13 protein-coding genes are annotated in these 13,301 nt (G+C 65.1%); 7 read left to right on the forward strand and 6 right to left on the reverse strand.

Going from position 1 to position 13,301, the window contains the following annotated elements:
- Positions 1 to 21: 21 nt before the first annotated feature.
- Both ybgC and VIR09_RS05130 read right to left on the reverse strand, forming a co-directional pair.
- The gene (ybgC, locus tag VIR09_RS05125; protein WP_332011897.1) at positions 22 to 444 is read right to left on the reverse strand and encodes a tol-pal system-associated acyl-CoA thioesterase; all 423 of its coding nucleotides are present in this window, start codon (positions 442 to 444) and stop codon (positions 22 to 24) included.
- A 53-nt stretch (positions 445 to 497) separates the two neighbouring features.
- Entirely contained in the window at positions 498 to 2,225 is a 1,728-nt protein-coding gene (locus tag VIR09_RS05130; RefSeq protein ID WP_332011898.1) for a proline--tRNA ligase, read from the reverse strand.
- A gap of 65 nt (positions 2,226 to 2,290) precedes the next feature.
- On the opposite strand from VIR09_RS05130, the gene VIR09_RS05135 reads away from it, so the two are divergent.
- From VIR09_RS05135 to VIR09_RS05160, 6 genes are all read left to right on the forward strand, one after another.
- The gene (locus tag VIR09_RS05135) at positions 2,291 to 2,863 is read left to right on the forward strand and encodes an RNA pyrophosphohydrolase (protein ID WP_013391497.1); all 573 of its coding nucleotides are present in this window, start codon (positions 2,291 to 2,293) and stop codon (positions 2,861 to 2,863) included.
- Positions 2,844 to 3,530 (forward strand): response regulator, encoded by a 687-nt coding sequence (locus VIR09_RS05140; protein WP_008157866.1) that lies wholly within the window; start codon positions 2,844 to 2,846, stop codon positions 3,528 to 3,530. The genes VIR09_RS05135 and VIR09_RS05140 overlap by 20 nt, the downstream gene beginning before the upstream one ends.
- Positions 3,531 to 3,560: 30 nt before the next feature.
- Positions 3,561 to 5,063 carry a sensor histidine kinase gene (locus VIR09_RS05145; RefSeq protein ID WP_332011906.1) on the forward strand — a complete coding sequence of 501 codons (1,503 nt, stop codon included), beginning with the start codon at positions 3,561 to 3,563 and terminating at the stop codon, positions 5,061 to 5,063.
- 243 nt (positions 5,064 to 5,306) lie between these two features.
- The gene (locus VIR09_RS05150; RefSeq protein ID WP_041652198.1) at positions 5,307 to 5,735 is read left to right on the forward strand and encodes a tripartite tricarboxylate transporter TctB family protein; all 429 of its coding nucleotides are present in this window, start codon (positions 5,307 to 5,309) and stop codon (positions 5,733 to 5,735) included.
- A gap of 6 nt (positions 5,736 to 5,741) precedes the next feature.
- Positions 5,742 to 7,271, forward strand: a complete 1,530-nt coding sequence (locus tag VIR09_RS05155) for a tripartite tricarboxylate transporter permease (RefSeq protein ID WP_332011899.1) — start codon at positions 5,742 to 5,744, stop codon at positions 7,269 to 7,271.
- A 108-nt stretch (positions 7,272 to 7,379) separates the two neighbouring features.
- Positions 7,380 to 8,309 carry a glyoxylate/hydroxypyruvate reductase A gene (locus VIR09_RS05160; RefSeq protein ID WP_332011900.1) on the forward strand — a complete coding sequence of 310 codons (930 nt, stop codon included), beginning with the start codon at positions 7,380 to 7,382 and terminating at the stop codon, positions 8,307 to 8,309.
- Here the strand turns inward: VIR09_RS05160 and VIR09_RS05165 are convergent.
- Entirely contained in the window at positions 8,303 to 9,238 is a 936-nt protein-coding gene (locus VIR09_RS05165) for a LysR family transcriptional regulator (protein ID WP_332011901.1), read from the reverse strand. The genes VIR09_RS05160 and VIR09_RS05165 overlap by 7 nt on opposite strands.
- Before the next feature lie 152 nt (positions 9,239 to 9,390).
- On the opposite strand from VIR09_RS05165, the gene VIR09_RS05170 reads away from it, so the two are divergent.
- Positions 9,391 to 10,020: an FMN-dependent NADH-azoreductase gene (locus VIR09_RS05170; protein WP_332011902.1), complete on the forward strand. Its 630-nt coding sequence runs from the start codon at positions 9,391 to 9,393 to the stop codon at positions 10,018 to 10,020.
- Positions 10,021 to 10,087: 67 nt separating this feature from the next.
- Here VIR09_RS05170 and VIR09_RS05175 read toward each other — a convergent pair whose 3' ends face one another.
- The 3 genes from VIR09_RS05175 to VIR09_RS05185 all read right to left on the reverse strand — a co-directional run.
- Positions 10,088 to 10,993: an NAD(P)-dependent oxidoreductase gene (locus VIR09_RS05175; protein ID WP_332011903.1), complete on the reverse strand. Its 906-nt coding sequence runs from the start codon at positions 10,991 to 10,993 to the stop codon at positions 10,088 to 10,090.
- A gap of 76 nt (positions 10,994 to 11,069) precedes the next feature.
- Positions 11,070 to 12,674: a gamma-glutamyltransferase family protein gene (locus tag VIR09_RS05180; protein WP_332011904.1), complete on the reverse strand. Its 1,605-nt coding sequence runs from the start codon at positions 12,672 to 12,674 to the stop codon at positions 11,070 to 11,072.
- Between the two features lie 185 nt (positions 12,675 to 12,859).
- Positions 12,860 to 13,301: tripartite tricarboxylate transporter permease (locus VIR09_RS05185; protein ID WP_332011905.1), on the reverse strand; the 442-nt coding region annotated here is incomplete at its 5' end.

Consider the following 13,301-nt stretch of genomic DNA (forward strand, 5'->3'; position numbering starts at 1 on the left):
TGTCGTTGGTGACTTGCATGGTTATTCCTGAATGAATTCCAGTTTGGCGCGAACGTCAGCCGGCAACTCCGCCGGCCGCATGTGAATGGCATCGACGCAGCAGACTTGGATGTTGCCTTCGGCAAGCAGTTCCCCGTCGCGTTCCGCGCGTTGCGCGAAGTGTATCGAAGCGCGGCCCAGTCGTGTGACCCGGCTGCGTATGGTAAGTAAATCGTCCAGCCTGGCCGGCTTGCGGTAGGCCATGTCCAGGGAGCGGACAACGAATAACCGTTGCTCGCTGACCGCCAGGTTGGACTGGTTGACTCCCAGGTCGCGCAGCCATTCGGTGCGTGCGCGCTCCAGGAATTTCAAGTAGTTGGCGTAGAAAACCACACCGCCTGCATCCGTGTCTTCGTAGTAGACACGGACCTGCAGGACGGATTCGGCGGACTTCGGATCGGTCACGATGGATAGCAAAGGGCAGTCGGGACGCGAAAAGTCCGTAGTTACTATAAGGTTTACAGCGTATCGAGCTTCGTCAGCACGGCTTCAAGCGCGGACTCTACCGGAATCTTGGCCGCTTCGGTTTCCCGACGGGCCTGCAATTCCACCACACCATCGTTCAGGCCGCGTTCTCCAACTGTTACACGCAGCGGCGCGCCGATCAGCTCCCATTCAGCAAACATCACGCCCGGACGCGCATCGCGGTCATCCAGGATGACGTCCACGCCGCGCGCCAGAAGGGATTCATAAAGTTTCTGCGCGGTGTCACGCACGGTTTCACTTTTGCCCCAGCCGACCGGGCAGATTACCACTTCGAAGGGCGCGATCGCGCGCGGCCAGATGATGCCACGGGCGTCATGGTTCTGTTCGATGGCCGCGCCCACGATGCGGGTCACGCCGATGCCGTAGCAGCCCATTTCCAGGACGGCGGGCTTGCCGGTCTCGTCGAGGAAGGTGGCCTTGAGGGCTTCCGAGTATTTTTTGCCCAGGTAGAAGACATGGCCCACTTCGATGCCGCGCTGGATCGACAGGGTGCCCTTGCCGTCCGGCGAGGGGTCGCCGGCGACCACGTTGCGCAGGTCGGCCACCAGTTCGGGCTCGGGCAGGTCGCGGCCCCAGTTCACGCCCTGGATGTGGAAATCTTCCTTGTTCGCGCCGCAGACGAAATCGGCCATGTTGGCCACGGTGCGGTCGGCGATGACGTGCACCGGACGGGCGGTCTTGACCGGGCCCAGATAGCCGGGCTTGCAGCCAAAGGCTTCGACGATCTCGGTTTCGGTGGCGAAGCGGAAGCCGGCCAGGCCGGGCAGCTTGCCGGCCTTGATTTCATTGAGTTCATGGTCGCCGCGCAGCAGCAGCAGCCAGATGTCGGCGCCTTTCTCGCCGTCGGTGGCTAGCACGATGGACTTGATGGTGCGTTCCAGCGGCAGGCCCAACAGCTTGGCCACGTCCTCGCACTTGGCGGCGCCCGGCGTGGGCACGTCGGCCATGGCCTGGGCGGGTTCGGCGCGGGTGGCGTACAGCGCCACGGCCTCGGCCAACTCGATGTTGGCGGCGTAGTCGGAGTCGGCGTTATAGACCAGCAGGTCTTCGCCGGTCTCGGCGATCACCTGGAATTCGTGGCTGCGGGTGCCGCCGATCGAGCCCGTGTCAGCGGCCACGGCGCGGAATCCCAGGCCCAGGCGGCCGAAGATGCGCATGTAGGCGTTGAACATGTTGTCGTAGCTGGCCTGCGCGCCGGCTTCGTCGCGGTCGAAGGTATAGGCGTCCTTCATGGTGAATTCGCGGCCGCGCATCAGGCCGAAGCGGGGGCGGCGCTCGTCCCGGAACTTGGTCTGGATGTGATAGAAGTTCACCGGCAGCTGGCGGTAGCTGTGGATTTCGTTGCGCGCGATGTCGGTGATGACTTCCTCGGACGTGGGCTGCAGCACGAAGTCGCGCTGGTGCCGGTCCTTGATGCGCAGCAATTCGGCGCCGTACTGCTCCCAGCGGCCCGACTCCTGCCAGAGCTCGGCCGGCTGGACCACCGGCATCAGCAGCTCGATCGCACCCGCGGCGTTCATTTCTTCGCGGACGATGGCTTCGACCTTGCGGATGACTTTCAGCCCCAGGGGCATATAGGTGTAGATGCCGCCCGCGAGCTTGCGGATCATCCCTGCCCGGGTCATCAGCTGGTGGCTGGCGACTTCGGCTTCGGAAGGGGCTTCTTTGAGGGTGTTGATGTGGTAGTTGGATGCGCGCATGTTTAAAGGTGGCAGCAGATACGTATAATCGACCGTAATTGTATTGAATTCGGTGGGGGTGGCCCATGCTTGACCGCGAAGGCTACCGCCCCAATGTCGGCATCATTCTCGTCAACGGTAGAAACGAGGTCTTTTGGGGTAAGCGTATCAGGGAACATGCTTGGCAGTTCCCCCAGGGCGGCATCAAGTACGGCGAAAGCCCGGTGCAGGCCATGTATCGCGAACTCCATGAAGAGGTGGGCTTGAAGCCCGAGCATGTCCGTATTTTGGGGCGTACACGCGATTGGTTACGTTATAACGTGCCCGATCACTTCGTCCGGCGTGAGTGGCGCGGCCACTATAAAGGACAAAAGCAGATTTGGTTCTTGTTGCGCCTGGTCGGACGTGACAGCGATGTGTGCTTGCGCGCGACGCAGCATCCGGAATTCGATGCCTGGCGCTGGAGCCAGTATTGGGTGCCCCTGGATGCCGTGATCGAGTTCAAGCGCGATGTCTACACCCAGGCGCTGAACGAGCTGTCGGCTATCCTCTTCCGGCGCCATCACGAAACCCGCTACCTGCGCCAACGGGTGCACGGGCAACGGGCGGCAGACAATCTGCCAGAAGGAACGGACGGTCATGCGCATATTGTTGGTTGAAGACGAACGGGACATGGCGTCCTGGTTGATGCGCGCGCTCGCCCAGAGCGGGTTCGTGCCGGATCACGCGGCCGACGCCCGTACCGCCGAAGCTTTCATGGCGGGCACCGAGTACGACGCCATCGTCATGGACCTGCGCCTGCCCGACAAGCACGGACTGGTGGTGCTGCGCGAAATGCGCAACCGCGACGACCGCACCCCCGTGCTGCTGCTGACCGCCCAGGGCGCCCTGCAGGATCGCGTGCGCGGCCTGAACCTGGGCGCGGACGACTTCCTGACCAAGCCCTTCGCGCTCGAGGAACTGGAAGCGCGCCTGACCGCGCTGGTGCGCCGCAGCCGCGGTCGCCAGCATCCGCGCCTGCAATGCGGTTCGCTGTCCTACGACAGCGAAAGCCGCGCCTTCACCCTGGACGGCTCGCTGTTGTTCCTGACCCCGCGCGAACATGCCGCCCTGGCCGCCTTGCTGACCCGCAGCGGCTATCCGGTGGACAAGTCCCAGCTGTTCGGCAAGGTTTTCACTCACGACAGCGAAGCCAATCCGGACGCCATTGAGGTCGTGCTGCACCGGCTGCGCAAGAAGCTGGCCGGCAGCGACGTGCGCATCGTCACCGTGCGCGGGCTGGGCTACATGCTGGAAAGCGTTGCCAGCGAGTCCGCGGAATCCTGAGTGAGGCTGCGGCTATCCGAGCTGCCGCGCGTGGGTATCCGCGCGCTGCTGATCATTCTGCTGCTGCCGGGCGTGATCATGCTGCTGGTGGTGGACAGCGTGAACGACTACCGCACCCTGGCCGAGATCACCAACGAAGCCTACGACAGCGCCTTGGTGGAGCCGGCCCGGGTGCTGGAAAGCAGCCTGGAATTCACGCCTGACGGCAATCTGCAGGTCGCCACGCCGCTATATGCGCAGGTGATGCTCGAGTCCCGCGCGGGCCTGCGCAAGTACTTTCGCATCGAAGAGATCGACCCGCCCCTGCCGGACGGGGCCGCGGTGCCCACGACCCCGGGCAAGACGCTGCTGGGCATGCCGGAAATGCCGCGTCCGCCCAGCTGGCCGCGTTCCAACAGCCAGCCTATCTTCTACGACAGCGTCTATCGCAATGATCCCGTGCGGGTCGTCGCGGTGGTGCGGGACCTGTATTACCAGGGGCAGCATCGCCAGGTGCTGGTGGTCGTGGCTGAAAGCACCGGCAAGCGCATCGAAGCCGAGAACAACGCGCGGCGCCAGGAAATTCTGCGCGACACGCGCATGCTGGCGCTGGTGGCGCTGCTGGTGTGGTGGGGCGTGTCGTGGGCGCTGAAGCCGCTGCGCCGGTTGCGCAACGATATCCGGGCGCGCCGCCCCGACGACCTGACGCCGTTGGACGCCTCGCGCGTGCCCAGCGAAGTGGCGCCGCTGGTCGATGCGGTCAATCACCACATTGCCCGCTATCGCCGCGTTCTCGATGAACAATCGCAATTCCTGGCCGATGCCTCCCATCAGCTGCGCACACCGCTGGCCATCATGCTGACCCAGGCCCAGTACGCCCTGCGCGAGCGTGATCCCGCCCGCGCGCAGGAAGGCCTGCGTGGCATCGTCGACCAACTGGGCCGCACGCGCCGTCTGACGGAGCAATTGCTGTCCCTGGCCCACGCCAATCAGGCCGATCAGTTGCCGCGGCAGTTGCTGGACATGAACGCCGTGTCGCGCGAGGTGGTGCTGCAATACCTGCCGCTGGCGCACGAAAAGCAGCAGGACCTGGGCTGGGTGCAGGCCGGATCCGAAGAGGGGCTGGAAATCCCCGCGCCAGTCTCGGGCAACGAGGCCGAGCTGCACGAGGCGCTGTCGAACCTGGTGCACAACGCCATCCATTACGCGCCCGCGGGCGCGCGCATCACCGTGTCCGTTTGCTGCCGCGACAATCGCGCCGAGGTCGCCGTTTCCGATAATGGGCCGGGGCTGGACCCGATACTGCGCCAGCGCGCTTTCGCGCGTTTCGAACGCGTAGGCACGGACAAGCCGGTCGCCTCGTCAGGGTCGGGCCTGGGGCTGGCGATCGCCCGCGCCTATGCCCGCCGCAACGACGGCGACATCGAGCTGCGTGACGGCGAATCGAACGCCCAGGGGGGCGTCGGATTGGCCTCCGTGCTGTGGCTGCCGCTCGCATCCACGGTCTCGCAGTATCCGCGCTCGCTCGATGTCGAGCTCAAGGGCGATCAATAACTTTTCCGCATTTCTGCTTTCATCCGCGGCTTCCGTTCAGGGATAACCCCCGAATTCAGGAACGCGACAGCGCACAGAAAGCGGATTAGCAGCTTCCTTCCGTAATCTGCGTCCGGGCCTGTCGCCAGGCACCGGGTGGCGCTCGCTTCGAGCGCGCATCCCGGGCAGGCGCGCGGCCGCACCACGAAGGAGGATGAAGTGCAAAAGACAATCAATAGAAAGGACTATTACGGCGGAGCGCTGATGGTCCTCATCGGACTGGGGGCAATCTACGGCGGGACCGACTATCACATCGGTTCCTTGAGCCACATGGGACCCGGTTTCTTCCCCGCGGCGCTCGGCGGCCTGCTGGCGCTGACCGGCGTGCTGATCGCAATCTCGGCGCGCTCGGGCGAATCGTCCGCGCCGCCGCCCGGTGACGGCCATGGCCATGGACTGCCGGATTTCCGCGGCGGCGCCTGCATCCTGCTGGGCATCCTGGCCTTCCTGTTGCTGGGCCATTACGGCGGTTTGCTGCCCGCCACGTTCGCCATCGTATTCATCTCTGCGCTGGGCGACCGCAAGAACACGATCAAGCAGGCCATCCTGCTTTCGGTCGCCATGACCGCCATCGCGGTCGTCGTCTTCTGGTGGGCGCTGCAGCTGCAGCTTCCGCTGTTTCGCTGGGGTTGAAGCGTCATGATTTCCCAATCCTTGATGGACCTCTGGTACGGCTTCGGCGTCGCCTTCCAGTGGCATAACCTGATGTGGTCGTTCTTCGGCGTGCTGGTGGGCAACCTCATCGGCGTGCTGCCCGGCATGGGCGCGCTGTCGGCCATTTCCATTCTGCTGCCGTTGACCTACGTGATGCATCCGGTGCCCGCCATCCTGATGCTGGCCGGCATTTTCTATGGTTCGCAGTACGGCGGCGCCATCGGCGCGATTCTGCTGAACCTGCCTTCGCATCCGCCGCATGCGGTCACCTGCCTGGATGGCTATCCGCTGACCAAGCAGGGCAAGGGCGGAACAGCGCTGGGCATCACGATGATCTGTTCGTTCTTCGCCGCATCGGTGGGGATCATCGTCATGATCTTCGCGTCGCCGTTGCTGGTGGAAGTCGCGTTCAAGTTCGGTCCGACCGAGATCTTCTCGATCATGCTGCTGGGCCTGCTGGCCGGCGCCACGATGTCGCGCGGTTCGCCGCTCAAGGGCGTGGCAATGACCTTGTTCGGCCTGATGTGCGGCGTGGTCGGTACGGACGTGAACACCGGCACCATCCGCTTTTCGTTCGGTCTGCTGGACCTGTCCGACGGCCTGGAGCTGGTGGCGATTTCCATGGGCCTGTTCGGCGTGGCCGACTTCCTGATGAGCGTCAACCGCATGACCATCATCGGCAGCGGCGCCAAGCTGCGCCTGCGCGACATGCGGCCCAGCAAGCAGGAGCTCAAGACAGCTTTCTGGCCCATGGTCCGCGGCACGGCGGTGGGTACGCTGTTTGGCGCCATGCCCGGCACCGGTCCCACCATCACCACCTTCGTGGCCTATGCGCTGGAACGCAAGATATCCAGGACGCCCGAAAAATTCGGCACCGGCATGATCGCCGGCGTGGCGTCGCCCGAAGCCTCGTCGCACTCCAAGACGCAGGTCGATTTCATCCCCACGATGAGCCTGGGCATCCCCGGCGACGCGGTGATGGCGCTGATCCTGGGGGCGCTGCTGATCCAGGGCATCCAGCCCGGCCCGCAGCTGATCACCGAGCATCCGGACATCTTCTGGGGCCTGATCGCCAGCTTCTGGGTGGGTAACGTGCTGCTCATGGTGCTGAACGTGCCGCTGATCGGCGTGTGGGTGAAACTGCTGCAGGTGCCGTACCGCTATCTGTTCCCGTCGGCGCTGTTCTTCATTGCGGTGGGCGTGTTCAGCACGCAGAACAGCCTCTTCCAGATATGGGAAGTGCTGGCGTTCGGCGTGATCGGCGCCATCCTGATGACCCTGGAGTTTTCCGTCGCGCCCATCCTGCTCGGCTTCGTGCTGGGGCCGATGGTCGAAGAGAACTTCCGCCGTGCGCTGTTGCTGTCGCGCGGCGACCTGGCGGTATTCGTGGAGCGCCCGATCAGCGCCTGGTTCATCGGCGCAAGTGCCTTGCTGATCTTCCTGCAGGTGTGGGCATTCCTGCGCCGCAACAAGAACAAGGACAAGAGCAAGCCCGAAGTGCCGCAGGCGGCCTGAGCGCGGCTGCCCTCAGCCTGAGCACGGCCCGGCATCTGCCGGGCCGTTTGATTTGTGGGGCGGCATCCCTCATGCTGGAGGCTTCCCGAGCCTGTACACAGAGTCATCATGCACATACTCTTCGCCTGCCCCCATCATGATCCCGCCGCCTGGGTTCCGCTCCTGGAAGCCGCCATGCCTGGCTGTCGAATTTCCGTGTGGAATCCGGATGGCCCGCCCTCGGGCGCGCAGGCCGCCCTGGTCTGGCGTCCGCCGGCAGAGCTCTTCGCGCACGAGACCGGCCTGACGACGCTGTTCAACCTGGGTGCCGGCGTCGACGCCTTGCTGAAGATGCCGGAGATTCCGCCGCATGTGCGTATCGTCCGCCTGGAGGACGCGGGCATGTCGGTGCAGATGGCCGAGTACGCGCTGTATGCGCTGCTGCGCGTCTCGCGCGACTTCGAAGCCTTCGATCAGGCCCAGGCGCGGCAGCACTGGGACACCCGCGAAGGCACGCGGCAGGCGGACTGGCCGGTGGGCGTGCTGGGGCTGGGGCAGGTGGGCGCGCGCGTGGCGCAGATCCTGGCCCAATTCGGCTATCCCGTGGCCGGCTGGTCGCGGTCGCCGCGCGACATCTCCGGCGTGGAATCCTTTGCGGGCGAGGCCGCCTTGCCGGCATTCCTGGCCCGCACGCGCTTCCTGGTGAACGTGCTGCCGCTCACGCCGGACACCATCGGCATCCTCAATCGCAACACGCTGTCGCAGCTTCTGCCGCATGCGCATCTGGTCAACGTGGGCCGCGGCGAACATCTGGTCGAGGACGACCTGGTGCAGATGCTTGAAGAAGGCGAGATCGACGGCGCCACGCTGGACGTCTTCCACACCGAGCCCTTGCCCAAGGACCATGCGTTCTGGCGCGATGCGCGCGTGCACGTCACGCCGCATATCGCGGCGCGCACCTTGCGCGACGAAAGCATCCGGCAGATCGCGGACAAGGTTGCGCAGCTACAGCGCGGCGAATCCATCACTGGCGTGGTAGACCGCTCGCGCGGCTACTGAGCCGGAGGCAGCGGGGCCTTTTCCAGCCTTTGGTACATGGCGGGCAGGCGCTCCGACAGGAAATCGAGCAGGGCGCGCACGGCGGGCATCATGCCCCGCCGCGACGGATAGATGCAATGCACGATGCCTTCGGGCGACTGCCATTGCGGCAGGACCTGCACCAGCTGGCCGCGTCGCAGCTGTTCATGCGTGGCGATCGAAGGCAGCAGGGCGATGCCGCGGCCGCGCACTGCGGCTTCGGTCAGCACGATGAAGTCGTTGCAGGACAGCTGCGGCTTCAATTCCACCTGCACCTCTTCGCCCTTGTCGTTGCGCAACGGCCAGCGCACCTCGTTTTGCGGATCGCTGAAGCTCAGCGTGGTGTGCGTGGCGAGATCCTGCGGCGTGTCGGGCGTGCCGTGGCGCTGCAGGTAGCTGGGACTGGCGACCAGCGTGCCGCGCGCCGTGCCGAAGTGGCGCACGACCAGCTCGGCGTCCGTGTCGAGCTTGGTGCGCACACGCAGGGCCAGGTCCACGCCTTCGCGGATCAGGTCCACACGGCGGTTGGTCACCAGCAACTGCACCGACACGGCGGGCCAGGCGTCCAGGAACTCGGGCAGCAGCGGCGACAGCACGTCCTGGGCGATGGACACCGGGCAGCTCACGATCACGGGACCGGTGGGCTCCGCCTGCAATTGCCGCATGGCGTCGTCCGCCGCGCGCGCCGAGGCGGCCATTTCACGGCAATAGTGCAGATAGCGTTCGCCGGCCGAGGTCAGGCGCAAGCGGCGCGTCGTGCGTTGCAGCAAGCGCACGCCCAGGCTTTCCTCCAGGTGCGAGATCCGGCGCGACAAGCGGGATTTCGGGATGTCCAGCGCCCTGGCCGCCGCGCTGAAACCTCCCTGTTCGACCACTTGGGAGAAGTAATAGAGGTCATTGAGATCTTGCATGATTGTTCTATTCCTGGAACGTATAGTTAATCATAACCCTATTTATGTGAACAATTAAGCCGTCTACAGTGACGCCATGCACTCGGGATCTGATCAAAGCCTACGGATCCTGACCGCCCGCAGCGAGCGGGCCCTCACTGGAGAAATTTGCAATGAAGACCCTGGTTATCCTTTCCTCTATTCTCGGCGATCGTTCCAACAGCAAGCAATTGGCCGATCACCTGATCAACCGCGTCAAGGCGTCCAATCCGGCCGCGGCCATCAAGGTCCGTGACCTTGGCGCGCAACCCATCCCGTACTTCGACGGCAACACTGCCGGCGCGCTGTTTACCCCGGCCGATGCCCGCAGCGTGGATCAGCAACGGCTGGTCGAGATGAGCGACACGCTGGTCGCCGAAGTGATGGAGGCCGATCGCATCGTCTTCGCCGTTCCGGTCTACAACTTCAACATGCCCGCGCAGTTCAAGAGCTATCTCGACCATCTGGCCCGCGCCGGCGTCACCTTCCGCTATACCGCCGAAGGCGTGCCGGAAGGGCTGGTCAAGGGCAAGCAGGTGTTCGTGCTGACTGCCCGCGGCGGCAAGGCCGAAGGCACGCCTTCGGATACGCTGACGCCTTACCTGCGCCAGATGCTGGCCTTCCTGGGCATGAGCGACGTGAACTTCATCGCCGCCGAAGGCATGGCCATGGGCGAAGTGGCTGCGCTGGAAGGCATCGCGCAGGCCAAGCAGCGCATCGATGCGCTGCTGCCTGCCGCGCAACAGGACAGCCTGGCCGCGTAAGCGCTGGCGTCCAAAACAAAGGCGAGCCTTGCGGCTCGCCTTTTTTCTTGCCGCGAGAGGGCAGGGCTCAGTCGCGCAGGCGCTTGATCAGGCTGGAAGTATCCCAGCGGCTGCCGCCCATCTTCTGGACGTCGCCATAGAACTGGTCCACCAGCGCAGTCAGGGGCAGGCGCGCGCCATTGTGGCGGGCTTCGGCCAGCACCAGGCCCAGGTCCTTGCGCATCCAGTCCACCGCGAAGCCGAACTCGAACTTGTCGTCGACCATGGTGCCGCCGCGATTCTCCATCTGCCAGCTCTGCGCCGCGCCCTTGCTGATCACGTCCAGCACGAGTTTCATGTCCAGGTCGGCCGCCTGGCCGAAAGCGATGGCTTCGGACAGCCCCTGCACCACGCCCGCGATGCAGATCTGGTTGACCATCTTGGCCAACTGGCCAGCCCCCGGGGGGCCCACCAACGTGACGGCGCGGCCGAAAGACTGCGCCACGGGCTTGATCGCATCGAACACGGCTTGCTCGCCGCCGCACATGATGGTCAGCACGCCATTGACCGCGCCCGCCTGTCCACCCGAAACCGGGGCGTCGATGAAATTCAGGCCCAGGTCCTTGGCTTGCGCATAGAGCTCGCGCGCCACGTCGGCGGACGCGGTGGTGTGGTCGACGAAGACCGCACCCGGCGTCATGCCGGCGAAGGCGCCGTCCGGTCCCAGCACGACGCTGCGCAGGTCATCGTCATTGCCCACGCAGGCGAACACGATTTGCGCGCCGGCCACGGCTTCGCGCGGCGTGGCCGCGCTCTTGCCGCCGAACTCGGCGACCCAGGCCTGCGCCTTGGCGGGCGAGCGGTTGTAGACCGTGACATCGTGTCCCGCGCGCGCCAGATGGCCCGCCATGGGCAGGCCCATCACGCCCAAACCGAGGAAAGTGACTTTCTGGGCTACGACAGCGTCGTAGCTCTTGGTACCGATCGTTGCCATGCAGGGAACTCCGCTTTATGAAGTTAGGGCCATCAGGGGCGCTGGCGCCTGTAAACAGGCCCTAACCTTAACGCAATCAAAAGCCCGCGGCGAGTCCGTCGCGCCGGCTGTCGCTGGCGCTGACATATCCGTCCACGGCCGGGTCGCCCAGGCGCCAGATGAATTGCCCCGATCCGAAATCCATGTAGGGATCCGCCATGCTTTCAAGCACGTGGCCGCGGGCGCGCAGTCCCTCGGCGACCGCCGGGGCCAGGCCGACCTCCACGTCCAGTGACCGCCCGTGATTCCATTTCCAGCGAGGCGCGTCGCAGGCGGCTTGCGGCTGCTGCCCATAGTCCAGCATGCGTACCAGCGCCTGCACCTGCCCCTGGGGCTGCATATTCCCTCCCATGACCCCGAAACTCATCACGGGGGCGCCATTGCGCATCAGGAAACCGGGGATGATGGTGTGGAAGGGGCGCTTGCCGCCCGCCACCGCATTGGGATGGCCGGGATCGGTGCTGAAGCAATGCCCGCGGTTCTGCAGGCTGACGCCAGTGCCCGGCACCACCACGCCGGAGCCAAAACCCATGTAGTTCGACTGGATGAAGCTGACCATCATGCCGCACTTGTCGGCCGCGGTGAGATAGACGGTGCCGCCGCGCGGTGCATGGCCGCTGGCTGGAGCCTGCGCCGCGTTGGGGTCGATCAGGCGCGCACGCTGCGCCAGATAGTCCGCGGCCAGCATCTGTTCGGGCGTGACGCGCATATGGCGCGCGTCGGCCACATGCTCGTAGACGTCGGCGAAGGCCAGCTTCATCGCCTCGATCAACAGGTGCTGAGTTTCGGGATGGTCCACCGGGCGGGCCGCCACGTCGAAGTTCTGCAGGATGCCCAGGGCGATCAAGGCGGCGATGCCCTGGCCGTTGGGTGGAATCTGATGCAACGTGTGGCCGCGATATGTCTGGCTGATTGGCGTGACCCATTGCGGCGCGTAATCGCGCAGGTCGGCCAGCGTCAGGGCGGCGTCGTGGGCCTGCGCATGCGCCACCAGCTTATGGGCGGTTTCGCCTTCGTAGAAGTCCCTGCCGCCGCTGGCCGCGATGCGCTTGAGCGTGGCGGCCGCGCCTTGCAGCACGAAGTGTTCCCCGACCTGCGGCGCGCGCCCGCGCGGCAGGAAATGCTCGGCGAAGCCCGGCTGCGGCTGCAGGACATCGGTTTGCGCCGCCCATTTCTGCTGCACGATGGGCGACACGGCAAAGCCGCGCTCGGCGTACTCGATGGCGGGCGCCAGCACGTCGGCATAGGCCAGGCGGCCCAGTTTTTCATGCAGGGCGGCCCAGCCGGCCACGCAGCCCGGCACCGTCACGCTGTCCCAGCCCCGGGCCGGGATGGCGCCCTGATGCTTGCGCCGGAAGTAATCCAGGTTCCAGCCGGCCGGCGCCGTGCCCGAGGCATTCAGCCCATGCAGTTTGGAGCCGTCCCAGACGATGGCGAAACAATCCGATCCCAGCCCATTGCTGACCGGCTCCGTCAGGGCTAGCGTGGCGGCCGCGGCGATCGCCGCGTCGACGGCATTGCCGCCTTGCGCCAGGATCCGCAGGCCCGCCTGGGCGGCAAGCGGCTGCGAGGTAGCAACCACATTGCGCGCGAACACCGGGTGCCGCGTGGTGGGATAGGGGTTGTTCCAGTTGAAATTCATCTCGAATCGTCGCGTGGGGTAAACCCCTAGCTTAACGTACGCGAACTGCGTTTGAACATAATTCGTATTGGGTAGTATCGATCCGTAGCGTTTGTCGGACTGGATTCCACGCGCGCAAAGAAAAACCCCCGGGCGGAACCCGGGGGTTTTCAGGGCGAGACTGCCGCAGGGCGGCAGGCCGCGCTTTACTCTTCTTCGACGAAGGTCTCTTCGCGCTTCTTGCGGATCGCGGGCAGGGCCACCAGGATCACCAGGAAGACGGCGACGGCCAGCAGCGAGGCCGACAGCGGACGCGTCACGAAGGTCGTGAAGTCGCCGCGCGACAGCAGCAGGGCGCGACGGAAGTTCTCTTCCATCATGGGACCCAGCACCAGGCCCAGCAGCAGCGGTGCGCCTTCGCACTTCAGCTTGGACCAGACGTAGCCGATGATGCCGAAGATGGCCGTGGTGAAGATGTCGAACGTGTTGTAGTTCAACGAGTACACCCCGATCGTGCAGAACACCAGAATCGCCGGGAACAGGATGCGGTAGGGCACCTTCAGCAGCTTGACCCACAGGCCGATCAGCGGCAGGTTCAGCACCACCAGCATCAGGTTGCCGATCCACATCGAGGCGATCAGGCCCCAG

The sequence above is a fragment of the Achromobacter sp. genome (assembly GCF_036567245.1).
In the GTDB taxonomy this organism is placed as follows: Bacteria; Pseudomonadota; Gammaproteobacteria; order Burkholderiales; family Burkholderiaceae_B; genus Achromobacter.

What these genes read in the sequence shown, in the direction of transcription:
- VIR09_RS05130 (WP_332011898.1), bottom strand. Translation starts at nt 2,225, where the DNA reads ATGCGCGCATCCAACTACCACATCAACACCCTCAAAGAAGCCCCTTCC.
- VIR09_RS05135 (WP_013391497.1), top strand. Translation starts at nt 2,291, where the DNA reads ATGCTTGACCGCGAAGGCTACCGCCCCAATGTCGGCATCATTCTCGTC.
- VIR09_RS05140 (WP_008157866.1), top strand. Translation starts at nt 2,844, where the DNA reads ATGCGCATATTGTTGGTTGAAGACGAACGGGACATGGCGTCCTGGTTG.
- VIR09_RS05150 (WP_041652198.1), top strand. Translation starts at nt 5,307, where the DNA reads ATGGTCCTCATCGGACTGGGGGCAATCTACGGCGGGACCGACTATCAC.
- VIR09_RS05155 (WP_332011899.1), top strand. Translation starts at nt 5,742, where the DNA reads ATGATTTCCCAATCCTTGATGGACCTCTGGTACGGCTTCGGCGTCGCC.
- VIR09_RS05160 (WP_332011900.1), top strand. Translation starts at nt 7,380, where the DNA reads ATGCACATACTCTTCGCCTGCCCCCATCATGATCCCGCCGCCTGGGTT.
- VIR09_RS05165 (WP_332011901.1), bottom strand. Translation starts at nt 9,238, where the DNA reads ATGCAAGATCTCAATGACCTCTATTACTTCTCCCAAGTGGTCGAACAG.
- VIR09_RS05170 (WP_332011902.1), top strand. Translation starts at nt 9,391, where the DNA reads ATGAAGACCCTGGTTATCCTTTCCTCTATTCTCGGCGATCGTTCCAAC.
- VIR09_RS05175 (WP_332011903.1), bottom strand. Translation starts at nt 10,993, where the DNA reads ATGGCAACGATCGGTACCAAGAGCTACGACGCTGTCGTAGCCCAGAAA.
- VIR09_RS05180 (WP_332011904.1), bottom strand. Translation starts at nt 12,674, where the DNA reads ATGAATTTCAACTGGAACAACCCCTATCCCACCACGCGGCACCCGGTG.